This is a genomic window from Streptosporangium sp. NPDC050284 (assembly GCF_044459525.1).
Lineage (GTDB): Bacteria > Actinomycetota > Actinomycetes > Streptosporangiales > Streptosporangiaceae > Streptosporangium.
Genome location: NZ_JBITIZ010000008.1, coordinates 18,883 through 41,956, shown reverse-complemented (window position 1 = coordinate 41,956; position 23,074 = coordinate 18,883). Strand labels below are relative to the sequence as shown.

At 70.2% G+C, this 23,074-nt stretch carries 22 protein-coding genes; 6 read left to right on the top strand and 16 right to left on the bottom strand.

Annotated features, from left to right (window positions below):
• Positions 1-176 precede the first annotated feature (176 nt).
• The 4 genes from ACIBH4_RS19870 to ACIBH4_RS19855 all read right to left on the bottom strand — a co-directional run bounded on the left by ACIBH4_RS19870 (position 177) and on the right by ACIBH4_RS19855 (position 3,763).
• Positions 177-1,100 carry an ABC transporter substrate-binding protein gene (locus tag ACIBH4_RS19870; protein ID WP_362766459.1) on the bottom strand — a complete coding sequence of 308 codons (924 nt, stop codon included), beginning with the start codon at positions 1,098-1,100 and terminating at the stop codon, positions 177-179.
• Between the two features lie 36 nt (positions 1,101-1,136).
• Positions 1,137-1,808: an ABC transporter permease gene (locus ACIBH4_RS19865; protein ID WP_350947516.1), complete on the bottom strand. Its 672-nt coding sequence runs from the start codon at positions 1,806-1,808 to the stop codon at positions 1,137-1,139.
• 85 nt (positions 1,809-1,893) lie between these two features.
• Positions 1,894-2,556: an ABC transporter permease gene (locus ACIBH4_RS19860; RefSeq protein WP_362766462.1), complete on the bottom strand. Its 663-nt coding sequence runs from the start codon at positions 2,554-2,556 to the stop codon at positions 1,894-1,896.
• Positions 2,549-3,763, bottom strand: coding sequence for an ABC transporter ATP-binding protein (locus tag ACIBH4_RS19855; protein WP_362766465.1), 1,215 nt, complete (start codon positions 3,761-3,763; stop codon positions 2,549-2,551). Before ACIBH4_RS19855 ends, ACIBH4_RS19860 begins: the two co-directional genes overlap by 8 nt.
• Positions 3,764-4,064: 301 nt before the next feature.
• On the opposite strand from ACIBH4_RS19855, the gene ACIBH4_RS19850 reads away from it, so the two are divergent.
• Positions 4,065-6,329 carry a hypothetical protein gene (locus ACIBH4_RS19850; protein ID WP_362766468.1) on the top strand — a complete coding sequence of 755 codons (2,265 nt, stop codon included), beginning with the start codon at positions 4,065-4,067 and terminating at the stop codon, positions 6,327-6,329.
• A 99-nt stretch (positions 6,330-6,428) separates the two neighbouring features.
• On the opposite strand, the gene ACIBH4_RS19845 is transcribed toward ACIBH4_RS19850, so the two are convergent.
• Positions 6,429-7,412, bottom strand: coding sequence for a helix-turn-helix domain-containing protein (locus tag ACIBH4_RS19845; RefSeq protein WP_362766471.1), 984 nt, complete (start codon positions 7,410-7,412; stop codon positions 6,429-6,431).
• 480 nt (positions 7,413-7,892) lie between these two features.
• Here ACIBH4_RS19845 and ACIBH4_RS19840 point away from each other — a divergent pair, with 480 nt between their 5' ends.
• Complete coding sequence (locus ACIBH4_RS19840; protein ID WP_362507421.1) at positions 7,893-8,990, top strand: glycoside hydrolase family 19 protein; 1,098 nt, start codon at positions 7,893-7,895, stop codon at positions 8,988-8,990.
• A 113-nt stretch (positions 8,991-9,103) separates the two neighbouring features.
• Here the strand turns inward: ACIBH4_RS19840 and ACIBH4_RS19835 are convergent, their stop codons facing one another.
• The 8 genes from ACIBH4_RS19835 to ACIBH4_RS19800 form a co-directional block, all read right to left on the bottom strand.
• Positions 9,104-10,084, bottom strand: coding sequence for an NAD(P)-dependent alcohol dehydrogenase (locus tag ACIBH4_RS19835; RefSeq protein WP_362770006.1), 981 nt, complete (start codon positions 10,082-10,084; stop codon positions 9,104-9,106).
• Positions 10,085-10,097: 13 nt separating this feature from the next.
• On the bottom strand, positions 10,098-10,334 hold the full coding sequence (locus tag ACIBH4_RS19830; protein WP_362507415.1) for a helix-turn-helix transcriptional regulator: 237 nt from the start codon (positions 10,332-10,334) through the stop codon (positions 10,098-10,100).
• Positions 10,335-10,336: 2 nt separating this feature from the next.
• Positions 10,337-10,753: a hypothetical protein gene (locus ACIBH4_RS19825; protein WP_362507412.1), complete on the bottom strand. Its 417-nt coding sequence runs from the start codon at positions 10,751-10,753 to the stop codon at positions 10,337-10,339.
• 334 nt (positions 10,754-11,087) lie between these two features.
• Positions 11,088-12,260, bottom strand: a complete 1,173-nt coding sequence (locus ACIBH4_RS19820; RefSeq protein ID WP_362507409.1) for a lipid-transfer protein — start codon at positions 12,258-12,260, stop codon at positions 11,088-11,090.
• 212 nt (positions 12,261-12,472) lie between these two features.
• Positions 12,473-12,883, bottom strand: a complete 411-nt coding sequence (locus ACIBH4_RS19815) for a MaoC/PaaZ C-terminal domain-containing protein (protein ID WP_362507406.1) — start codon at positions 12,881-12,883, stop codon at positions 12,473-12,475.
• Complete coding sequence (locus tag ACIBH4_RS19810; RefSeq protein ID WP_362770004.1) at positions 12,883-13,905, bottom strand: bifunctional MaoC family dehydratase N-terminal/OB-fold nucleic acid binding domain-containing protein; 1,023 nt, start codon at positions 13,903-13,905, stop codon at positions 12,883-12,885. The genes ACIBH4_RS19815 and ACIBH4_RS19810 overlap by 1 nt, the downstream gene beginning before the upstream one ends.
• A complete protein-coding gene (locus ACIBH4_RS19805) occupies positions 13,902-15,056 on the bottom strand; it encodes an acyl-CoA dehydrogenase family protein (protein WP_362507400.1) in 1,155 nt (384 codons plus the stop codon). The genes ACIBH4_RS19810 and ACIBH4_RS19805 overlap by 4 nt, the downstream gene beginning before the upstream one ends.
• Positions 15,056-16,150 carry an acyl-CoA dehydrogenase family protein gene (locus ACIBH4_RS19800; protein ID WP_362507397.1) on the bottom strand — a complete coding sequence of 365 codons (1,095 nt, stop codon included), beginning with the start codon at positions 16,148-16,150 and terminating at the stop codon, positions 15,056-15,058. Before ACIBH4_RS19800 ends, ACIBH4_RS19805 begins: the two co-directional genes overlap by 1 nt.
• Positions 16,151-16,448: 298 nt before the next feature.
• On the opposite strand from ACIBH4_RS19800, the gene ACIBH4_RS19795 reads away from it, so the two are divergent.
• From ACIBH4_RS19795 to ACIBH4_RS19780, 4 genes are all read left to right on the top strand, one after another.
• Positions 16,449-17,057 (top strand): TetR family transcriptional regulator, encoded by a 609-nt coding sequence (locus ACIBH4_RS19795; RefSeq protein ID WP_362508246.1) that lies wholly within the window; start codon positions 16,449-16,451, stop codon positions 17,055-17,057.
• Positions 17,058-17,228: 171 nt separating this feature from the next.
• Positions 17,229-18,386, top strand: a complete 1,158-nt coding sequence (locus tag ACIBH4_RS19790) for a steroid 3-ketoacyl-CoA thiolase (RefSeq protein WP_362770002.1) — start codon at positions 17,229-17,231, stop codon at positions 18,384-18,386.
• A gap of 144 nt (positions 18,387-18,530) precedes the next feature.
• Positions 18,531-19,550: an MBL fold metallo-hydrolase gene (locus tag ACIBH4_RS19785; protein ID WP_362507391.1), complete on the top strand. Its 1,020-nt coding sequence runs from the start codon at positions 18,531-18,533 to the stop codon at positions 19,548-19,550.
• A gap of 37 nt (positions 19,551-19,587) precedes the next feature.
• Positions 19,588-20,262 carry a FadR/GntR family transcriptional regulator gene (locus tag ACIBH4_RS19780; RefSeq protein ID WP_362507388.1) on the top strand — a complete coding sequence of 225 codons (675 nt, stop codon included), beginning with the start codon at positions 19,588-19,590 and terminating at the stop codon, positions 20,260-20,262.
• A 159-nt stretch (positions 20,263-20,421) separates the two neighbouring features.
• Here ACIBH4_RS19780 and ACIBH4_RS19775 read toward each other — a convergent pair whose 3' ends face one another.
• From ACIBH4_RS19775 to ACIBH4_RS19765, 3 genes are all read right to left on the bottom strand, one after another.
• Positions 20,422-21,606, bottom strand: coding sequence for an RNA polymerase sigma factor (locus ACIBH4_RS19775; protein ID WP_362507385.1), 1,185 nt, complete (start codon positions 21,604-21,606; stop codon positions 20,422-20,424).
• Positions 21,607-21,647: 41 nt separating this feature from the next.
• A complete protein-coding gene (locus ACIBH4_RS19770; RefSeq protein ID WP_362507382.1) occupies positions 21,648-22,004 on the bottom strand; it encodes a YciI family protein in 357 nt (118 codons plus the stop codon).
• Positions 22,005-22,122: 118 nt separating this feature from the next.
• Positions 22,123-23,058, bottom strand: a complete 936-nt coding sequence (locus ACIBH4_RS19765) for an aldo/keto reductase (protein ID WP_362507379.1) — start codon at positions 23,056-23,058, stop codon at positions 22,123-22,125.
• Between the last annotated feature and the right edge of the window lie 16 nt (positions 23,059-23,074).

Here is a 23,074-nt window from a genome sequence, read left to right as displayed (position 1 = left end):
TGTCGCTCCATCTGGGAAAGTTCGTCATCGACTCTCCTGCTCGCGTTCTCGCGGGTGAATCCCCAGCGCATCGACCGGACACCACGCGGCCACGATTGCCGCCCCCGCGAACACAGAACACGAAAACGAACCGGCCCCGGACGAGACGTCCGGAGCCGGTTCGGAGAGATGGATCGTTAGAGCAGGCCGTTCTGGGTGAGCCAGTCCTTGGCGACCGCCTCGGCGTCGTCCTTGTCGACCGCGACGCGCTTCATCAGCGCGACCAGGCCGGCGGTGTCGAGCTTGGCGGAGACCGCGTCGAGGGTCGTCCGCACCGTGTCGTTCACGCCGGCCTTGTTGACCAGGGGGGCGATGTTCTCCGCGGCGAAGGCGCTCTTGTTGTCCTCAAGGGAGACCAGGTCGTTCACGATGATCTTCGGGTCGGTGGTGAAGACGTTGCCGACCTGGACGGTGCCGTCCTTGATGGCGTCGGCGGTGGCGTCGCCGGTCTTCTTCCACTCCTTGAACTCCAGGCCGTAGGTGTCCTTGAAGTTCTTCTCCTGGCGGGTCTGGAACTCCGGCGGGCCGCCCACCGAGTAGTTCTTGGCGACCTTGACCAGGTCCTCGATCGTGGTGAGGCCGTCCTTGGTGGCGGTCTCCTTGGTGACGGTCAGCGAGTTGTTGTCCTCGGCCGGTGCGGGGGTGAGGACCTCAAGCTCGGCGGGGAGCTTCTCCTTGAGACCGGCGACGACGTCGTCCTTCGACTTCGCCGTGGTCGTGTTGTCGACGAAGGCGAGCAGGGAGCCGATGTACTCCGGCAGGATGGTGAGGCCGCCGCTCTTGATCTGGTCGTACAGGACCTCGCGGCTGCCGATGTTGAACTTCTCCTCGACCTCGACACCCTTCGCCGCCAGGGCCTGGGAGTAGATCTCACCGAGCAGGACGTTCTCCGGGAAGTTGGCCGACCCGATGACGACCTTCCCCCCTTCCGCGGGCGCGGCGGCGGACCCGGACTCGGCGGGGGCCGGGGAGGCACTGGTGAGCGGATCTCCGCCACCGCATCCGGTAAGTGTGAGCGCCGCGGACAGGAGGATCGCCGCGGTGCTGATCAGGCGCTTCATGGTGCTATTCCCTTCCAAAACGGGGGGTAATGAAGACTATCTGATGGCCTGGCGCTCGCTCACCCCCGGGGAGACCGTTGCGCGCTGTACCAGGGTGAACCCGAGCTGAACGATCAACGCGAGCAGTGCTACGAGAACCGCTCCGCCGATCGTGCTCGGGAAATTCTTGGTCGCGAGGCCGTCGATGATGAAACGGCCGAGGCCGCCCAAGCCTACGTACGCGGCCACCGTCGCGGTCGCCACCACCTGGATCGCCGCCAGGCGCAGACCCAGCAGGATGAGCGGCAGCGCGACCGGCACCAGCACCCGGCCCAGGACCTGTCCGCCCCGCAGGCCCATGCCGTACGCGGCGTCGCGCAGGTCGGGGTCGACCCCTCGGATGCCCTCGTAGGTGTTGACCAGGATGGGCGGCACGGCCAGCGCCACCAGCGGGATGAGCACCGGCAGGCTCGTGCCGACGCCCAGGAACAGGACGATGAGGACGAGCAGGCCGAGCGTCGGCAGAGCGCGGGCCGCGTTGGCGGTGAGGATGACGAACAGGGCGCCCCTGCCGGTGTGGCCGATCAGCAGCCCCAGCGGCAGCGCGATCAGCATGGCGAGGAGCAGCGAGAGACCGGCGAACTCCAGGTGTTCGAGCAGCCTGTTGGGGATCCCGTCGGGTCCCGACCAGTTGGCCGGGTCGCCGAAGAAGTCGAGCAGCCAGTTCACGCGGCACCCCTTACCCGCGACATCAACGACGTGCACGACCCGATCGGCCGAGCCGCACGGCCCGTACGAGACACGATCAACCGTTTCACGCCGACCCCCTCGCCCTCGACCACGGGGTGAGCAGGCGCTGCGCCAGGATGAGCAGCAGGTCGGCGATCCCCGCGAGCACTACGACCAGCACGATGCCGACGACGATCGGGGTGTAGAACTGCCGCTGCCAGCCGTCGATGAACAGGTAGCCGAGCCCGCCCCTGCCGACCAGCGCGCCGACGCTGACCAGGCTGACGCTCGCGACCGTGGCCACCCTGAGCCCGGCGAGCACGACCGGTACCGCGATCGGCAGCTCGACCTGGAGCAGCCTGCGCAGCGGGGTGAAGCCCATCGCCACCGCGGACTGACGCACGTGGTCGGGGACCGAGCGCAGTCCGTCGACGACCGCGGGGATCAGCACCGCCATGGCGTAGAAGGTGAGCGGGACCATCACGGTCATCCGCGTGGCGAGGCCGGTGATCGGGATGAGCACGATGAAGACGGCGAGCGAGGGCAGCGAGTAGATCACGTTCATCACGCCGACGGTCGGCTGGTAGAGCCAGCGCCAGCGGACTCCTGCCAGCCCGAGCGGGAGCGCGATGATCAGCCCTACGAGGATAGGCACCAGCGCCATCACGATGTGGTCTTCGAGCAGGCCCTGGATCGTGGGCCAGTTGCGCCCGATCCAGTCCCAGCGGACCAGGGGCTCCTCATCCATCGACGCCCCCTGCGGGAGCGGCGGTGTCGCCGCTTTCCGTGACCTCGGCTGCGCCGCCCGCGACACCGCTGCCGCCTCCTGCGGGAGCGGCGGCGGCTCGCGACGGGCCGCCGATGCTGCTCGCCACCGTGGCCAGCGCCTCGTCCAGCGACTCGCGGGTGGCGGCGCCCACGGCCTTGCCCGTCTCGTCCACCGCGACCGCGCTGCCCGACGGGGACAGCAGCGTCGCGTCCAGCGCGGCGCGCAGCGAGTCTCGTCCGCTGACGAAGGTCCCGTACGGCGCGAGTTCGGCGTCGGCGAGGGTGCCCGACTCGGGCAGGTCCTTGACGGCGGCCCAGCCCAGCGGCCGGTTCTCCCCGTCCACCACGGCGAGCCACGGCTCGCCGGTGGCACGCGCCGTGGCGGTGTCCGTGGAGGCGGGGACGAGCAGGTCGGTGCGGAGGCGCACTCCCTCGTCCGAGACGAACGACAGCCGCCGGATGCCCCGGTCGCGGCCCAGGAACTCGCGGACGAAGTCGTCGGCGGGCCTGGCCAGCAGCGTCGCGGGGTCGTCGAGCTGGGCGAGGTGGCCCCCGACGCGGAGCACGGCCACCCGGTCACCGAGCTTGACGGCCTCGTCGATGTCGTGGGTGACAAACACGATGGTCTTGTTCAGCTCGGCCTGGAGCCGCAGGAGCTCCTCCTGCAGGCTCGTACGGACGATCGGGTCGACCGCGCTGAACGGCTCGTCCATCAGCAGTACGGGCGGGTCGGCGGCGAGCGCGCGGGCCACGCCGACGCGCTGCTGCTGCCCGCCGGAGAGCTGGAAGGGGTAGCGGCCGGCCATCTTGGGGTCGAGCCCGACCCGTTCGAGCAGCTCCATCGCGCGGTCGCGCGCCTTCTTCTTGTCCCAGCCGAGCAGCAGGGGCACCGTCGCCACGTTGTCGACGATCTTGCGGTGCGGGAAGAGCCCGGCCTGCTGGATGACGTAGCCGATGCCCCTGCGCAGGGTCGGCGGGTCGATGGTCTTGACGTCGACGCCGTCGAGGAGGATCTGTCCCTCCGAGGCGTCGATCATTCTGTTGATCATGCGGAGGGATGTCGTCTTACCGCATCCCGAGGGACCGACGAAGACGGTTATCTCCCCGGTCGGCACCTCAAGGCTCAGGTTGTCCACGGCGACGGTCCCGTCGGCGTAGCGCTTGGTGACACCGTTGAATGTGATCATGCGCAACCTCTTGTTTTCGCAGGGTTACGGCTCCCCTGCCACAACCGTCCCCATGATCCAGCACAGGTCAGCCTATGCCCCTCTTCTCCGATCTGTCTTCCAGGCTTTTCCCAACCAGCTCCGGAGGAGATCCACAAGTGTATTTCTCAACAAAAGGGCATTGAGTAGTGCGGGAGGTGCCCATGACTTGACATGATTACCCACATTGCCGGAGTCCATCCCTCTGGCACCATATGTCCCAAGCCTCACAGCCGCCCCACCCCTCCATCACGCTCGCCGAAACACCAGAGGAACCGGTCCAGTGACCCAACCGCTCCTCGGTCAACGCTCGCGCGTCGAACTGATCGCCGAGCTCTACGACCGCCACGCAGCAGGGCTGTTCGCCTACTCCCACGACCAGTTGGGCGACGCGGACTCGGCTTCCGACGTCCTGGTGGCCGTCCTCTCGGGTGTCTCGGACACGGAACCGCCGCGCGCCGCGCTGTACGCGCTCGCCCGCCGCGAGATCTTTTTGCGCGACATCGTCTACTCGCCCCCCGCCATCGGCCTCGACCCGGCCGCCGCCCTCGTCGACCGCGTCCTGAGCGACCTGCGCACGCACCAGCGTGAGGTGCTGTATCTCTCGGGCGTGTGCGAGATGGACGCCTCCGAGCTGTCCTGGGTGCTCGACGTGGCCGTCGACACCGCCGACGAACTGACGGTGAGCGCCTGCCGCCGCTTCGCCCAGTCGCTGGGCCGCGCCCTCGCCTCGGCCAAGGTTCCCGAGCACATGACGGAGGTGTTCGGCGCCCTCGCCGTCGCCCCGGTCCGCGACGTTCTCAACCTCGCCCCCTGGGCGACTCCCCCGGCGAGACTGCGCGCCGCCGTGCTCGGGCCGAAGGCGCCGCCCGCCGCCTCCGCCGGACTGTCGACGTCGCCGCTGTTCAGGCAGCTGTGGCCGACGACGCCCGCGTGGCCGCTGCCGCTCGCGCAGACCGGTCCCCCGATCGATGCCTCGGCCTTCCCCGTGCCGGACCACATGGCGGAGGACCGCTTCCCCGATCCCTTCGCGCCGCGGGATCCCGACGCCGTCTCCACGCACGAGGCCACCACGGAGCCGATGCTCAGGCTCGGCGATTCCGTGCTCACCGCCCTGGACACCGCGGCTCTGCGGCCTCGCCGCCGCCTCCAGCGTCCCCGGCCGCGCCGGGCGGCGCCTCCGGCACCGGTTTCCGGGGACGTGCTGGACGAGCCTCCCGCGCGGGGAGATCTCTTCCGCCCGCTCAGCCCCGAGGCGCGGGCAGCCCGCGCCCACACCGACAGGCTCGTCGCCGCGGCCCCCCGCACCGAGACCTCTCCCCCCGAGACGCCTCAGGCTCCACACTCGGGGACGTCCCAGGCTCCGCACGCCGAGACCTCCCAGCCCTCGTTCGCCGAGGCTTCCCGGGCTCCGCACCCCGAGGCACCCCAGACCCCGGCTCCGCCCTCGGCTCGGGCTCCGCACGCTGAGATCTCCCGCCCTCCGCTCGGGGCTCCCTACCTTGAGACACCCCAGCTCTCGTTCGCCGAGATCTCTCTGCTCTTTCCCCCGAGGACCCCCCGCGCGCCGTTCACCGGGAGCAGCAAGAGCACCGAGGCGGCTCCGGCACCCTCCGCGGAATCCCTCAGGATGCCCTCCGCCGAGACCCTGCGGGCTCCGCTCGTCGAGTCTCCTCGGAGGCCGGAGGCCACGCCGCTCACCGGCCTCCCGCCCCACGGAAACCGCGGTAACCACGGCGACGTGCTGGACGACGGTCCCGGCGACGTGCTGGGCGGCCCCCTCGGGGACGTGCTGGACGACACACCTCCCCTGCCCGGCTGGCCCCTGCAGACCGACCAGCTCGACGCCCTCGCCGACCGCGAGCGCCGGTCCTCCTCTTCATCGCCCGCGCGAGAAGCCGATTCATCGTCCGTACGAGAAGCCGATTCATCGTCCGTACGAGAAGCCGATTCATCGTCCGTACGAGAAGCCGGTCCTTCTCCGGCCCGAGGAGCCGATCCCTCTTCCGTTCGAGAGGCCACTCCTTCTTCCATGCCTCCTGCGCGAGGAGGCGGGCGGCACGCGCTCGCCGGCGACGACGACCGCTCCCACTTCTCGCTTCCCGACTGGACCCCCCGGACCGACCATCTCCGCACCTCCGCCGGTCGCGCCCAGCTGCGCCTGCCCCGCTGGGTCATGCGCGAGGACCAGCAGACCGACGACGCCCCCCTGCCCTCCGCACCTCCGAACCACACTCTGACGTCGTACGAGGCGGCGCGGGCCGACACCACGCGGGACGACGCGGCGACGACCATGCCGGGGAACGGGTTCGCGGCGATACCTCCGATGCCCCCGACACGCGCGGAGACCGGCGCGGACGAGGCGGCATCCTCTCTTGCCGACCGGGCCGCGTCCCTCGAACGCAGGAGCGGCCGGGCACCGCGCAGTCACAAGGCGACGAAGAGCGCGGCCCACCACGACTGGGCCTGGGAAGTGATCGGTTTCGTCATCGCGGTGACGATCGCGATGATTGTCTTCTTCGCGGTGCCGATGATGACCACTCCGTGAACTCCTCCCCGGTCCGAAGGCCGGAGTCTCTCCCGTCGCATCACGGTTGAGCGGCGCGCGGGGGTTGACGCTTCGCGGACTCCCGTCAGCCCTTCTCGCTCAGAGCCAGTGTTCGGTGGCGGCACGCCAGGCCAGCTGCGTGCGCGTCCGTGCGCCGGTGACGTCCAGGATGTTCGAGACGCGCCGCTGCACGGTCCGCTGGCTCACCCCCAGCTGGGTGGCGATCGACGTGTCCGACGCGCCGCCGACCAGCAGCGAGACCAGGTAGAGGTCGTCGGGGCCGAGCGGGCAGCGCGTCGTCCTCTCGGTGAGCGCTCCGTCCTCGGCGATCCGCAGCAGGGTCGCCCGTTCCCAGTAGCACTCGAAGAGGGCGATCAGCGCCTCCAGCAGCTGGCCGCCCCGGATCAGTGCCGCCGTCTGCTCGGAGATCCCGTCCACCTGGACCAGGGGCAGTACGGCGGTCTCGTGGTCGACGATCGTCAGCCGCACCGGCAGCCACGACATGACCCTGGCCTGCTCGCCCAGCTTCACCCCGTACGCGATGTCGGCCGGCATCCCCTCCTCCGCCAGCAGGGACTTCTCGTAGATCACCCGGTACTCGACCCCGCGGCGCAGCGCGGCGAACTCGGCGTGGTTCTCCTCCGAGGGCAGTACGGTCTCGTGGTCCCGGCAGAAGTGGAGGACCTCGTGGCGGGCGGTCTCCTGCAGGTGGTCGAGGCGCTCCTGGAGCGCGGCGCGGTTCGGCAGGACCTCGACCAGCCGACCGGCGTCGCGGCGGCGGACGCTGTCGCGGTACTCCTCGGAGAGCTGGTCCACCTCGCGCCGCGCCCAGTCGATCGCCTGCTGGTGGCGCAGGAGTTGCGAGCCCAGCACGATGTCGGGGGCCACGGCGGCGAACCGCCGCCTGCCGGGACCGATCGTCCTGATCAGCCCTCTGACCCGCATGGATATCAGTATCGTCTCGACCGTCTGGGCGTCGATGCCCAGGTTTCCTATGAGGTCGGTGATGTCCGCCTCCGCCGTGGCCACCAGGAACCGGTAGACGCGCTCCTCCATTGGATCGAGCCCGAGGGATTCCAACATGACGCACATGATGACATCCGAAACGCCTATAAAAGTTACATCTATCGTCTAACCGGACTTACACCACTGATGTGAATTAACCGGACGCGGGCTATATCGGATTCGGGGCGCATTCGTCCCACGGCAACGGCAATCAAGCGTCATCGGGTTGTGACAGCGACCTGTCAGGACTAGTATCACGGAAACTCTTAGGAAAGTTTCTTAAGAGAAACTTAAGGCGGGTGCCTCGAAGGCCCCCGACAACCGTTCGACCCGAACCAAGAGCTGCGCGAACCTCGATGGCGCGGATCGTCATCGCACGGGAGTCCGACCGTCCGGACGTCCCACACCCCCGGTTTCCCCCCACGGGAGCGATCATGCGGCGCACCCCCTCCTTACTCGCCCTGACCGGGCCTGCAAGGTTCTCGGGTGAGCCGCTCGCGCCCCGGTCGCGCGGCGCCTCGAACCTCCGCGGCCCCCACCGCACGAAGGAGTGATCAAGTGTTGAGACAGCGAATCATGGCCGCCCTCGCCGCCCTGGCGGTCACGGGCGTGCTGGCGGTCGCCCTCCCCGCGGCCTCCGCCTCCGCAGTGTCCTCAGTGGCCGCCCCGGCCTGCGTCGCCGCGTGGAAGTCCTCGGCGGTCTACACCGGCGGCATGACCGCCTCCCACAACGGCCGCAACTGGTCGGCGAAGTGGTGGACCCAGAACGAGACCCCCGGCACCGCCGACGTGTGGGCCGACCAGGGCGCCTGCGGCGGCGGCGGTACGACGCCTCCCCCCTCGGGCAACTGCAACCACCCGAACTGGGTGGCGGGCACCTGGTACGCCGCCGGAAGCATCGTCAAATACACCAACGGCCGGTTCTACCGCGCCAAGAACGAGAACCCCGGCTACGACCCGGTGATCAGCACCTGGTACTGGGAGCCGTACACCTGCGGCACGACGCCCACCACCCCTCCCACGAACCCGCCCACCTCGGGCTTCGTCGTGAGCCAGGCCCAGTTCAACCAGATGTTCCCGAACCGGAACTCGTTCTACACCTACAGCGGCCTCACCGCGGCGCTGAGCGCCTACCCGGGTTTCGCGAAGACCGGCAGTGACACCGTCAGGAAGCAGGAGGCTGCCGCCTTCCTCGCCAACGCCAGCCACGAGACCGGCGGCCTGGTTCACATCGTCGAGCAGAACACCGCGAACTACTCGCACTACTGCGACACGAGCCGGTCGTACGGCTGCCCCGCGGGCCAGTCGGCCTACTACGGGCGCGGGCCGATCCAGCTGAGCTGGAACTTCAACTACAAGGCGGCGGGCGACGCGCTCGGCATCAACCTGCTCGGCAACCCGTACCTCGTGCAGAACGACGCGTCGGTGGCCTGGAAGACCGCCCTGTGGTACTGGAACACCCAGAACGGTCCCGGCACGATGACACCGCACAACGCGATGGTCAACGGCCGCGGCTTCGGCGAGACGATCCGCAGCATCAACGGCAGCCTGGAGTGCAACGGCAGGAACCCGGCGCAGGTACAGAGCCGGATCAACACCTACCAGCGCTTCGTGCAGATCCTCGGCACCACCCCCGGTGGCAACCTGAGCTGCTGAGTTCCCCGACTCCCGACGCGTGACACGAAGGGCGCGGCCCCCCGGCCGCGCCCTTCTCACGTCGTCTCCCCGACCCGCTCTCCTCGTCTCCCCGCCCCGCCCTCCTCCGCGCCTCACACGGTGATGACGACCTTGCCTTTCGGGTGACCACCTCGGAGATACCGGATGGCCTCGGGAAGCTCGCCCAGCGGGTACGTCCGGTCGACGACCGGCGTGACCTTGCCCTCCTCGACGGCCTTCCCCAGAAACCGGAGGTCCTCCTCGCTCTCCCGCAACATCAGCGCGCACAGCTTCTGCGCCACGAACGGCGAGAGCAGCATCGCCCGGAGCTGGCGGTCGGTGCCCTGCAACCACCGCCCCTTCCGCTCGCCGCCGACGATGACGAGCGTTCCCCGAGGGGTGAGGGCACGCCGCAGGTGGGACAGCGAGCGGTTGCCCCCCGTGTCGAGGATGAGGTCGTAGCGGCGCCTCCCGTCCGCGAAGTCCTCACGGGTGTGGTCGACGACCTCGTCCGCGCCGATCGACCGGACCAGCTCCGTCTTCGCCGTGCCGCACACCCCGGTGACGTCGGCGCCGAACGCCTTGGCCAGCTGCACCGCGAACGTCCCGACGCCGCCGCCCGCGCCGATGACCAGCACCTTCGACCCCGGCTTCACCTCTCCTCCGCCGCGAAGCCCCTGCAGGGCCGCGTAGGCGGAGCCGGGAGTCGCCGCGGCCTGCTCGAAGGTGATGTTCGCGGGTTTGGGAACCAGCCTGTCCTGCCTGGCGCACGCGTACTCGGCGAAGGCCCCCTCGCAGGTGCCGAACACCTCGTCACCGACCCCGAACCGGGTCACACCCTCGCCGACCGCCTCGACGCGGCCGGCGACGTCCATGCCGAGAAGGCGGTTCTTCGGCTTGAGCAGCCCGAAGCCCGCGGCGCGGACGACGTAGGGCAGGCCCGTCGTGACGTGCCAGACGCCGTGGTCGAGGCCGGCCGCGTGGACGCGTACCAGCACCTCGCCCTCCCCCGCGACCGGTCGGTCGACGTCGCCGAGTCGCAGCGCGTCGGGCGAGCAGTAGTCGTCTCTGGCCACTGCCTTCATCGTCTTCATGGTCTTCATCGTTTTACGTCCCCTTCGGCGAGTCGGTGTCCGGATACTGGAAGACCTCGTCGAGCGGGACGCCGAACACGCGGGCGATCCTGAAGGCCATCTCCAGCGAGGGCGAGTAGCGCCCCTGTTCTATGGCGATCACGGTCTGGCGGGTCACGCCGACGCGTTCCGCCAGCTCCGCCTGCGTCATCTCCCCGTTGGCGAACCGCAGGGAGCGGATCGCGTTGGTGATCTTGGTGGGCTTGACCATGCTCAGAACCCCCGGCGGTACGCGACGATCTTCACGGCCGACGAGGAGAGGGCCGAGAGGACGAACGCCAGGTAGAGCGCGTGGGCGATCCAGAAGTGCTCGAACTCCGCCATCGTCAGGCCGAGGGCCCCCACGACTCCGATGGCGAGGACGTAGAACTCGGCTCGCATGCCGTGCCGGTGGATGTCGTCGTCGCGCTCGTCCTTCTCCACCTCACCGCGCGGGGCGGTCCCGGCGAACATGTTGCCGACCATGTTCGCGACCATCGCGGCGCCGATGGCCGTGATCATCGGCCATACGTAGTCGACCTCGGCGACGCCGACCTCCCGGACCCTACCGAGGATGATCGTGGCGTAGACCGCGAGCACGCCGATCGCGACCACGGCGTAGACCCACACCCGTTTCTCTTCCGTTGACATGCCCGCTCCCCATGTAAAACAAAGTAGACATGATGAAACGTAAAACAGAGCAGACACGATGTCAAGAATTATTAACTTCCTGCTGGTCAGAGGAGCGCACGAACGCCTCCGTGGGACGGCGAACACCACCGAGGGGCACCAGATCGCCTCACCGAAACCGGGACACCGGGAACCGAGAGCCCGGAGGCGGGAGGCGGGAACAGGACACGGAACGCCGGGCGGCCGAGGCCGGCACCGGTCCGCGCCCGGCCTCGGCCCTCTCCGCAGGACCTCAGGTCACACCGGTCTCTCCACAGGACCTCAGGTCATCCCGACCTCTCCGCAGGACCTCAGGTCACACCGACGACAGGACGAGCCCGCTGGTCGGCACCCCCGTGCCCGCGGTGACCAGCACGTTCCGCACCCCGGCGACCTGGTTCGCCGAGGTGCCCCTGATCTGCCTGACGGCCTCGGCGATCCCGTTCATGCCGTGGATGTACGCCTCTCCGAGCTGGCCGCCGTGCGGGTTGACCGGGAGGCGGCCGTCGATCTCGATGCCGCCCCCGGCCACGTAGTCGCGGGCCTCGCCGCGCCCGCAGAAGCCCAGCTCCTCCAGCTGGGTGAGGACGAACGGGGTGAAGTGGTCGTACAGGATCGCCGTCTGCACGTCCGAGGGCCCGAGCCCCGACTGCTTCCAGAGCTGGCGGCCGACCACCCCCATCTCCGGCAGGCCGGTCATGTCGTCGCGGTAGTAGCTGGTCATCATCATCTGGTCGGCGCCGGACCCCTGGGCGGCGGCGGTGATCACTGCGGGCGCCTCGCGCAGGTCCCTCGCCCGCTCGGCGGAGGTGACCACCAGCGCCACCGCGCCGTCGCTCTCCTGGCAGCAGTCGAGCAGGTGCAGCGGCTCCACGATCCACTTGGACGCCTGGTGCTCCTCCAGGGTGATCGGGCGGCCGTGGAACCACGCGGCGGGGTTGGTGGCGGCGTGCCTGCGCATCGCGACCGCCACCCGGCCGAAGTCCTCGGAGGTGGCGCCGTACGTGTGCATGTAGCGCCGGGCGAACATCGCGACCCAGGCCGCGGGGGTCATCAGCCCGTACGGCACATGCCAGCTCATCTCCAGGCCCTGCGACGAGGGCTCGCCGGCGACGCGGGCGTCGGGCTGGCCGTACCTGTTCCCCGAGCGCTCGTTGAACGCCCGGTAGCAGACCACGGTCTCGGCGACCCCGGTGGCGACTGCCATCGCCGCGTGCAGCACGGTCCCGCACGCCGCGCCGCCGCCGTAGTGGACGCGGGAGAAGAACGACAGGTCGCCGATGCCCACCTCGCGGGCCACGGCGATCTCCTGGTTGGCGTCCTGGGTGTAGGTGACGAGGCCGTCCACGTCCGAGGGCGCGAGGCCCGCGTCGTCGAGCGCCGCGAACACCGCCTCGGCGGCGAGCTGGAGCTCGGACCTGCCTGACCGCTTGGAGAACTCGGTCGCGCCGATCCCGGCGACGGCCGTACTCCCTGAGAAGGAGACCACGGTGGTGAGGGCCTTTCTGTGTTTTCGCCGTTTCCGTCGTTCCCGCCGTTCCCGCCGTTCCCGCCGTTCCCGTCGTTCCCGCCGTTCCCGTCGTTCCCGCCGTTCCCGTCGTTTCTGCCGTTCCCGGCCGTTCCCGTCGTTCAGGGCCGTTCTCGCCGTTTCGGCTGGTCCCGCCTCCCCGGTCTCCGCTCTCGGCAGCCGCCGGGGCGCGGTCAGCGGGCGGGGAGGACGAACCTGACGGTGCCCGAGACGTGGGCGCCGAGGCTGACCCCGCCCCGGACCTCGACGGTGAACTCGCCGTCCTCGCGGGCGACCACGCTGCCGGTGAAGGCCAGCCGGTCGCCCGCGTACGCGGGGACGCCGAGCTTGACGTTGATGCCACGGATGACGGCCTCGGGTCCCGTCCAGTCGGTGACGTAGCGCTCGACGAGACCCATGGTGGTCAGGATGTTGAGGAAGATGTCCTTCGACCCCTGCGCCCGCGCGACCTCGACGTCGTGGTGGACGGGGGTGAAGTCCATGGTCGCGAGTGCGGTCGACACGACCACGGTGGGGCTCAGGTCGATCGCGAGCTCGGGAAGCGGAGCTCCGACCCGCACCTCGTCGTCGGTAAGTGTCCGCATCACGCCTCCAGGGGGACCCACATGGGCAGGATCAGCTCGTCGTCCATCCGGCGGTACGTCAGGCGCACCGGCATACCGATACCCACCCGCGAAGCGGCGCAGTCCACCACGTTGCCCACGATCCGCACGCCTTCCGGTAGTTCCACCACGGCGACCACGAAAGGCGTCCGAAGCCCCGGGACCTGCGGGTTGTGGTGGACGACGTAGCTGTAGACCTCCCCCTCGCCGCTCGCCGTCACGAACGTGCGGGCGGTCGAACGGCACGACGGGCAGACCGGTCCCGGCGGGTGGCGGAGCTCGCCGCAGTCGGCGCACTTCTGGATCCGCAGCTCGCCCGCCGTGACCCCCTCCCAGAAGAAGGCGGTGTCGGCGTTGACCGCGGGTCTCAGCGGATACGGCGGGCGGGGGAGCGCGGCTCCGTCCTCGCCCGTGGTGTGCGTGTTCTCACCCGGCCCTCCGGCCGGTTGCCAGGGCCGGAACTTCAGCACCCGGAACAGCATGTCGGCCACGGCCTCGCCGTCGGCGTACCAGGTGATGTTCCAGGTGACGAAGTAGCCCTCGCCGAGCGCCGTCCGCTTCGGGCCGGTGATGCCGGTCAACCGGGTGGCCGGAACCAGGGACTCGCCGAGCCTCACGTAGCGATGGTAGGTCTGCTCGCAGTTGGTGGCGACCACCCCGGTGTAGCCGTTCTCGTCCAGCATCGCGAGAACCGCGTCGATCGGGGTACCCGCCCGTTTTCTCCTGTTGCCGGCCACGCCGGGCATCGTCCAGACCTGGATCATCGCCGGTGGGGCCACGATCCCCCCGTGCACTCCCGCCGCGGCGGCCTCGGGGTCGGTGTAGAGCGGGTTGGTGTCGCCGATGGCGTCGGTCCAGTGCCGGATCATCGGGAGGTTCACCGGGTCCGCCTCCGCGACACCGAGCACCTCCCCCTCGGCGATCTGCCGCTCCGCCAGGGCGGTGAGCCGTTCGTGCAGGGAGGCGGGTTCGGGTGCCGGGGGTCCCGGTGGCGTCCCGGTCATCGGGGCGGCCTCGGCAGGCTCAGGCCGAGCATCGCGATGAGCTCGCGCTGGACCTCGTTGACGCCGCCGCCGAAGGTGAGCACGAGCGCGCCCTTCGCGCCACGGTCCACCCGCCTCATCAGGTCCGCCGTCTCCGGGTCGGACGGGTCGCCGAAGCGTGCCAGGACCTCGCCGACGATCCTGCCGACGTCCTGCAACCGCTCCGAGCCGTACACCTTGGTGGCCGAGGCGTCGGGGGCGCCCAGCCAGCCGAGGTCCATGTTGGCCGCGACCTGCCAGTTCAGCAGCTCGTTGGTCCTGAAGTAGGCGTACACCTGGCCGAGCGCCCTGCGTACCGCGGGTTCCTCGATCGTGCCGGTACGGCGGGCCCAGGCGAGGAACCGGTCGTAGGTGTGGGCGATGTTGCCCGCCGGGCCGAGCGTGACCCGCTCGTGGTTGAGCTGGTTGACGATCAGGTCCCAGCCCTTGTTCTCCTCCCCGACGACCATGTCCACCGGCACCCGTACGTCGGAGTAGTAGGTGGAGTTGGTGTGGTGGTTCCCGTCCATGGTGACGATCGGGGTCCACGAGTAGCCGGGGTCGGAGCAGTCGACGATCATCATCGTGATCCCGCGGTGCTTCTTCGCGTCCGGGTCGGTGCGGGCGGCGAGCCAGATGTAGTGGGAGTAGTGGCCGCCCGAGGTGAAGATCTTCTGCCCGTTCACCACGTAGTGGTCGCCGTCGCGGACCGCGCTGGTACGCAACGAGGCGAGGTCGGTGCCCGCCCCCGGCTCGCTGTAGCCGATCGCGAAGTGACACTCCCCGGCCAGGATGCGCGGCAGGAAGAACTCCTTCTGCGCCGCCGTCCCGTACTGCATGAGGGTCGGGCCGACGGTCTGCACGGTGATGATCGGATACGGCACCTCGGCGCGGGCGATCTCGTTGGCGAAGATCTGCTGCTCCAGCGGGCCGTACCCGCCGCCGCCGTACTCCTTGGGCCAGCCGAGTCCGAGCCTGCCGTCGCGGCCGAGGGCGCGGCAGTGCTCCATGTAGGCGTGGCCGAACGGGTCGGCGGAGATCCGCGCGCGTTCCTCCGCGGTGAGGCAGGACCGGAAGTACTCGCGCAGTTCGTCGCGGAGCCTCTTCTGGTCGGGGGTGAGGTCGATCAGCATCAGACGAGCGCTCCGATCGTGTCGAGCCGGGCCTCCACCCCGCCCAGCAGGTGGGCGTGGTGCTTGCCCCAGGCGAAGTAGCGGTGCAGCGGATAGGTCACGTCCACCCCGATACCGCCGTGCAGGTGCTGGCAGGTGTAGAGCGCCCGCAGCGCCTGGTCGGTCGCGGTGAGTGCGCCGACGGCCAGGTCGGCCTCGGCCTCCTCGTCCGCTCCCTCGGCGAGCCGCCACGCCCCGGACCACACGGCCACGTCCAGCGCCCGCCCCGCGATGTAGACGTCGGCGATCTGCACGGTGACCGCCTGGAACTCGGCCAGCGCCCGGCCGAACTGCTTGCGGGTCCTGATGTACTCGGTGGTGAGCGCGAGCGCGCCGGCCAGCACCCCGGAGGTGACGGCGATGTTCCCGGCCAGCGCGAGTCTTCGCAGGCCACCGGCCGCCGCACCGTCCCGCGCCCCGACGGGCTCGCCGGGGGTGCCCTCCAGGACGAGCGTGGCGGCGGGCTCGCCGGTGGAGGTCGGCACCGGCCGCAGGTCCGCCTCGGCGGGGTCGACCAGGAACAGGCCGACCCCGACCCCGGTGGCGGCGGGGACGAGGATCCTCGCGGCCTGGGCGGCGTACGGCGTCGTGCCCTTCGCACCGTCCAGCACCCATCCGGCGCCGTCCTCGCGGGCGGTCGTGAGCGGCGGGGCGCCCAGATCGCCGAAGTCACGACCCGGCTCGGAGGGGGCGACTGCCAGAGAGATATCGCCGTCGGCCAGCGGGGCGAGGGCCTCACGCTGCTCCACAGAGCCGTACCTGGTGATCACCTGCGCCGCGACCAGGCTCTGCTCGGCGGGGACCGGGGCCACGTGGGCGCCGATCTCCCGCAGGACGACCGCCATCTCCACCGGCCCGAGCCCCGCGCCTCCGGCCTCCTCCGGCAGGCAGGCGCCGAGCAGCCCCGCCTGGGCGAGGGAGCGCCACAGTGCGGCGTCGTAGGGCGCGTCCCCCTTCTCGTGGGCTTCGAGTCTGGCCGGGGTCACCTCCCTGCCGAGGAGGTCGACCGCGAGTTCGCGCAGGTCGGTCTGTGTCTCGTCGAGATTGAAGTCCACTGGCGCTCCAGGGTTTCTGTCGGCCGCGTCACCCTTCCGGAAAGTAGAACAGATTCTATTCTGTGTCCATAGTCGGCCTATGGCAACAAGTCACCGCATAACCGCCGCACCGCATATGCCATGTAAGCGCGGGCCATCTTTGTGACCGGCGAGTAACCCATCGGAGTATCCCTAAATCAGATAACGTGTTCTCATGCGTATCTCGCATGTGACCACCGACACGCCGGTCACCCCGCGCCGGACCGGCAGGCACGCCCCGAGCGGCGCCGATCCGGCCATCACCGAGGGGGCACCCGGCATGCAGAGTGAGTCGGCGCCCACGAGCGTCCGCACCAGGAGCCAGCACCAGCGGCGCAAGCGCATCGTCCAGGCCGCCGCCGCCCTCGCCTCACGAGGTGGCGTCGAGGCGATGCAGATGCGGACCGTCGCCGAGCGCGCGGGGGTCGCGCTCGGAACGCTCTACCGATACTTCCCCTCCAAGATGGATCTCGTCGTCGCCGTCGTCGGCGAGGAGATCGACCTGCTGGAGACCAGCATCGAGCGCCGCCCGCCCAGCGCCACGACGGCTTCGGGGCGGGCCGTCGACGTGCTGATGCGCGCCACCCGGGGCCTGATGCGCGAGCCCGAGCTCGCCGACGCGCTCATCCGCTCACTGATCATGGCCGATGTCGACATACCGTTCGGCGACCGCATGGCGGGGTTGCTGCTCCGCGTCGCCGGAGCCGACCTCACCGCCGAGACCGCCACCGAGGAGCAGTTCGCCCTCGCGGGCTCACTGTCCAGCGTCTGGGTGCACGAACTCATGGAGATGCTCAGGGGCCGGCGCACGTACGAGCAGATCCAGCGCCGCATCGAGATCGCCGCCGGACGCCTGTTCGCCGACTTCCAGCCCTCCGCCTCCGGCTGAGAGGCGTTCCGCGAGAAACCCCACCCCGCCTTCCACCTGAAATTAGAACCCGTTACAGTCGCTACCGAAGGCGACTAGAGCGACGTTCTGGAGTGACGCGCGGGCGGGCGGATCGGCGAGGACGGCCGTCCGGTGCGCGCGAGCTCCCAGCCGGATGGCGAGGAGATCGTTATGGGTGCGGTGATCGTCGAGGCAGTGAGAACCCCGATCGGCAGGCGCAACGGATGGCTCGCCGGGCTGAAGCCGCAGGCGGTCCTCGCCGCCGCGCTCACCGGTCTGATCGGCAGGTCGGGCATCGACCCCGCCGCCGTGGAACAGGTTTTCGCCGGGTGTGTCACGCAGGCCGGAGAGCAGGGCGGCCACGTCGGACGGCACGCCTGGCTCTACGCCGGGCTGCCGTACCAGACGGGCGTGACCACGATCGACGCGCAGTGCGGCTCCTCGCAGCAGGCGGTGCACCTGGTCGCGGCGCTCATCCAGGCCGGGGTGATCGACGTCGGCGTGGCCTGCGGCGTCGAGGTGATGAGCCGGGCGCCGCTCGGCTCCAACGTGCTGCCCGCCGCCCCCCGGCCCGACGACTGGGACCTCGACCTGCCCGACCAGTTCACCGCCGCGGAACGGATCGCGCGGCGGCGCGGGCTCACCCGCGAGTCGCTCGACCGGTTCGGCGCCAGGTCCCAGCGCCTCGCCGCGGAGGCGTGGGCCCGGGGCCGCTTCGACCGGGAGGTCGTCGCGGTGACCGCGCCGGTCCTCGACCGTGAAGGTGCGCCCACCGGTGAGACCCGCGTCGTCGACAGGGACCAGGGGCTGCGTGAGACCACCGTCGAAGGGCTCGCCGGGCTCAGGCCCGTCATGGGCGAGGGCGGCCTGCACACGGCGGGCACCTCCTCGCAGATCTCCGACGGCGCGGCGGCGGTGCTGCTCATGAGCGAGGAGGCCGCCGCCCGGCACGGCCTGCGGCCCCGGGCCCGCGTCCTCGCCCAGGCGCTCGTCGGCTCCGAGCCGTACTACCACCTGGACGGACCCGTGGACGCGACCGCCAAGGTCCTGTCCTCGACCGGGATGAGCACGGCTGACATCGACAGGTTCGAGGTGAACGAGGCTTTCGCCTCGGTGGTCTTATCCTGGTCATCGGTGCACAAGCCAGACATGGAACGGGTCAATGTCAACGGCGGCGCCATAGCGCTCGGCCATCCGGTCGGAGCGACCGGTTCCCGACTGATCACCACCGCCCTGCACGAGCTTGAGCGGTCCGACTCCTCGACCGCGCTGGTGTCGATGTGCGCGGGCGGGGCGCTCGCGACCGCGACCATCCTGGAGCGCCTCTGAGCGGCGCCGATACCCTGAGGCGTCTCCCCATGGCGCCACTCACCCGAGGCGTCCCTGAGAGGCGCCGCCAACCCGAGGCGCCCCGCGTGGCGCCGGTGGGGAGCACCCCCGTTGCCCCCGCAGGTCGTACAAGGAGCACCAGCGTTGAAATCCCGCCGCAGGCCGTACAGCGAGCAGCGTCCGTTCGACACCGGTGGCGGGGTGTGGAGCGTGCCCGTCCCGATCCCCGGCAACCCGCTCGGCTACACGCTGGTCTACGCGATCGAGTCCCCGGCGGGTCCCGTCCTGGTCGACGCGGGCTGGAACGCCCCCGAGGCGTGGCTGGCGCTGCGCGACGGGCTGGGGGCGGTCGGCATCGACGTCCGCGACGTGCGCGGGGTGGTCGTGACCCACTTCCACCCCGACCACGCCGGGCTGGCCGGCCAGGTGAGGGAGGAATCCGGCGCGTGGATCGCGATGCACGAGGCCGACGCCGCGTTGATCGGCTTCATGCGGCAGTTCGAGGGCGACGCGCAGCGCGACTTCCAGGCCGACATGCTGCGCCGGGCGGGAGCGGGAGCCGTCGAGGTGGAGGAGGTGAGGGGGAACCGGCCGCAGCCGCCCGCGCTCCCCGACCGCGTTCTCACCGACGGCGACCTGATCGACCTGCCGGGGCGCAGGCTCCGGACGATCTGGACGCCCGGCCACACTCCCGGCCACATCTGCCTGCACCTGGAGGACGCCGACCGGATCTTCACCGGGGACCACGTACTGCCGGCGATCACGCCGCACATCGGGATCTACCCGTACGACCGTGCGGACGTGGATCCGCTCAGCGACTTCCTGGAGTCGCTGGAGAAGGTGAAGGGGATGGGACAGCTTGAGGCCCTGCCCGCCCATGAATGGATATTTCAGGACACGGCGGCTCGGGCGACGGAGATCCACATCCACCACGAGGAGAAGCTCCGACGGCTCGCCGCCCTGCTCGCCGAGGAGAAGGAGCCCCTGACCATCTGGGAGATCGCCGAACGCATGACCTGGAACCGCCCCTGGAAGGACTTCCCCGCCGTACTGCGCGGGATGGCCGCCGGGGAGGCCGCGGCCCACCTGCGCACGCTGGAGGTACGCGGAATCGTCAGCCGCGTGACGGGGGTGGATCCGGTGCGGTTCGCCATACACTCATAGACATCGGATGTCTGGCACGACCTGAGGACGGTGCGGAGTGGCGGTCACCGACGCCGCTATCGACAAGATCAAAGAGATGATCCTGTCTGGCGATCTCGCCCCGGGCAGCAAACTGCCCAAGGAGTCCGACCTCGCCGATCGGCTCGGCCTGTCACGCAACTCCCTGCGCGAGGCCGTCAGGGCCCTGGCCCTGATCAAGGTGCTGGACGTGCGCCAGGGCGACGGCACGTACGTGACCAGCCTGGAGCCCAGGCTCCTGCTCGACGCGATGTCGTTCGTGGTCGACTTCCACCAGGACGACACCGTGCTGCAGTTCTTCCAGGTGCGGCGGATCCTGGAGCCCGCGGCGACCGCGATGGCCGCGGAGCACATGTCCGAGTCCGACGTCACCGAGCTGCGCAAGATCCTCGACGGGCTGCCTCCCAATCCGAGCGTCGAGCAGATGGTGTCCAACGACCTGGAGTTCCACCAGCGCATCGCGGCGGGCTCCGGCAACACGGTGCTGTGCTCCCTCATCGAGAGTCTCTCCGGCCCCACCACCAAGGCCAGGATCTGGCGGGGCCTCACCCAGGAGAACGCCCAGGAGAAAACCCTGGAGCAGCACGCCGCGATCTGCGACGCCATCGCCACCCGCCAGCCGGAGGTGGCGCGGGCCTGGGCCACGGTCCACATCGCCGGGGTCGAGGAGTGGCTCCGCAAGACCCTCACCTGACGATCCCCGCGGCCGTCTCGCGCGCTTCGGTGGCCCCCCATCGCACCGGTACAGGTTGACCGGGACAGGCAGAGCAGGCGAAGCACGACAAACGCCTGACTCGGACAGGCACGAACCTGGACAAGCACAAACCTGGACGAGCACGAACAGGCGCCGGACTCAGGCGAGTGCCTCGCGGCTGCGCCGCAGGAAATCGCGCTCGGTCTCGTTGTGGGTGAGGGCGATCGCCGCTTCGTAGGCCCGCGCCGCCTCGGTGGTGCGGCCCAGACGCCTGAGCAGGTCGGCGCGGACGGCGTGGAACGGGTGGTAGTCATCAAGGTCGAGGCCCTCGACCAGGGTGAGCGCCGCCTGCGGCCCGTCGACCTCGGCCACCGCGACGGCGCGGTTGAGTGCCACGACCGGGTTGGGGACGAGAGCCAGAAGCCGGTCGTACAGCGCCAGGATCTGCCACCAGTCGGTGAGGGCCGCGGTCGGCGCGTCGCTGTGCACGGCGTTGATCGCGGCCTGGATCTGGTACGGGCCCGGCCGGTCGCGCCGCAGGCAGCGGCGGACGATGGCCTGGCCCTCGGTGATCAGGTCGCGATCCCACCGGCTCCGGTCCTGGTCCGCCAGCAGCACCAGGTCGCCGTCCGGCGTGGTGCGGGCGGCCCGGCGGGACTCGACGAGCAGCATGAGCCCGAGCAGCCCCATGACCTCGGGTTCGTCGGGCATGAGCTCGGCCAGGAGCCTTCCCAGCCGGACGGCCTCCGCGCAGAGCTCCTCGCGCACCAGCCGCTCGCCCGAGCTCGCCGTGTGCCCCTCGTTGAAGATGAGGTAGATCACGGCCAGGACGGACCTGAGCCGGTCCGGGAGATCGGCCTCGGCCGGGACCCGGTACGGGATCCCCGCGTCGCGGATCTTGTTCTTCGCCCGGACGATCCGCTGGGCCATGGTCGCCTCGGGGACCAGGAAGGACCGGGCGATCTCGGCGGTGGTGAGCCCGCCCAGGAGCCGCAGCGTCAGCGCGACCCTGGCGTTGGCCGAGAGCGCGGGATGACAGCAGGTGAAGATCAGACGGAGCCGGTCGTCGCGCACCGCGCCCTCCTCCAATGGCTCGTCGCCGGCGTACAGCAGGGCCGCCTGGGCATGGCGGTCCTGGCGGGTCGTCTCCCGCCGGAACCGGTCGATCGCCCTGTTGCGGGCGGTCGTGATGATCCACCCCGCCGGGTTCGGCGGCAGGCCGGTGGAGGGCCACAGCCGTACCGCCACGGTGAAGGCGTCCTGGACCGCCTCCTCGGCGAGGTCGATGTCACCGAGGAGGCGGACCAGGACCGCGACCGCGCGCCCGTACTCCGCACGGAACACACGGTCGATCTTCGAGGCGGGAACGCCCTCCATCCTGGACGTCAGCCGCCCGCCCCACCCTGGAACGGCCGCACCTCGACGGGGAGAAGGCCGATCGCCAGGGCGAGCCTGCGTCCCCATTCGAGCGCCTCGTCGAGGTCCGGCGCCCTGATGATCGTGAACCCGCCGAGGTGTTCCTTGCCCTCGGTGTACGGGCCGTCGGTCATGAGCGTGTCACCGTCCTTGACGCGGATCACGGTCGCCGTGTCCGGGGGGTGCAGTCCGGCGGAGAAGACCCAGACGCCGGCGGCCCGCATCTCCTCTTCCAGTGCGCCCAGGTTCCGTACGATCGGTTCCATCACGTCGGGCGCGGGAACGTCTCCGTCGGGCTGATAGATGCTGAGCAGATACTGTTTCATCGCGCCTCCTGGATCGGTGCGGCACTATGGCCGCCTTCCTACCCTTCACACGAACGGCGTCCGACGAAATCGACACCGGGCGCGACGGTCCCGCGAAATTCAACGGAGACCGGGCGGCTCAGGAGATGAGACCTTCGGCGGCGAGGTCGGTCCAGAGGGCTTCGGGGACGGGGGCGGCGGCCAGTTCCGCGTTGCGGGTGACCTCGGCGGCGGAGCGGACGCCGATCACGACGCTCGCGACGGCCGGGTGGCGCAGAGGGAAGGCGAGGGCCGCCTGGGGGAGGGTGACGTCATGACGTTCGCAGACGGCGGCGATGCGGCGGGCCCGCTCCAGGAGCGGTCCGGGGGCGGGGGCGTAGTCGTAGGTGCCCGACGGGTCGTGGGTGGCGAGCAGTCCGCTGTTGAAGACCCCGGCGGCGAGCACCGAGACGCCGCGCTCGACGCACAGGGGCAGCAGCTCCTCCTCCCCCGACTGGTCGAGGAGGGTGTAGCGCCCGGCGAGCATGACCGTGTCGACGCCGGTCTCGCGGACGAACGCGGCGAGCATCCCCGTCTGGTTCATGCCGACCCCGACGGCCTTCACGACGCCCTGGTCACGTAGTTCGGCGAGGGCCGGGTACGCCTCGGAGACCGCCTGCTCCCAGTGGTCGTCCGGGTCGTGGATCAGGGCGATGTCGACCGCGTCGAGGCCGAGTCGCTCCAGGCTCTCCTCCAGCGACCGCAGGATCCCGTCGCGGGAGAAGTCCCACACCCGGCGCATGTCCCCGGGGACGTCGAAGCCCTGGTCGTCCCGGCCGAAGGGGCCTTCGCCGACAGCCGGCACGATCAGACGTCCGACCTTGGTGGACAGGGTGTAGGAGTCGCGGGGCCTTTCCGCCAGGGCGGCGCCGAGCCGTCGTTCCGACAGGCCGAGCCCGTAGTGGGGCGCGGTGTCGAACAGGCGGACCCCCGCCTCGTAGGCCGCGTCCACCGCCGCGCGCGCCACGTCCTCACCGACCTCCGAGAACAGGTTCCCGATCGGGGCCGCACCGAAGCCGTACCTGCTAACCCGCACCGCCTGCTCCGTTCCG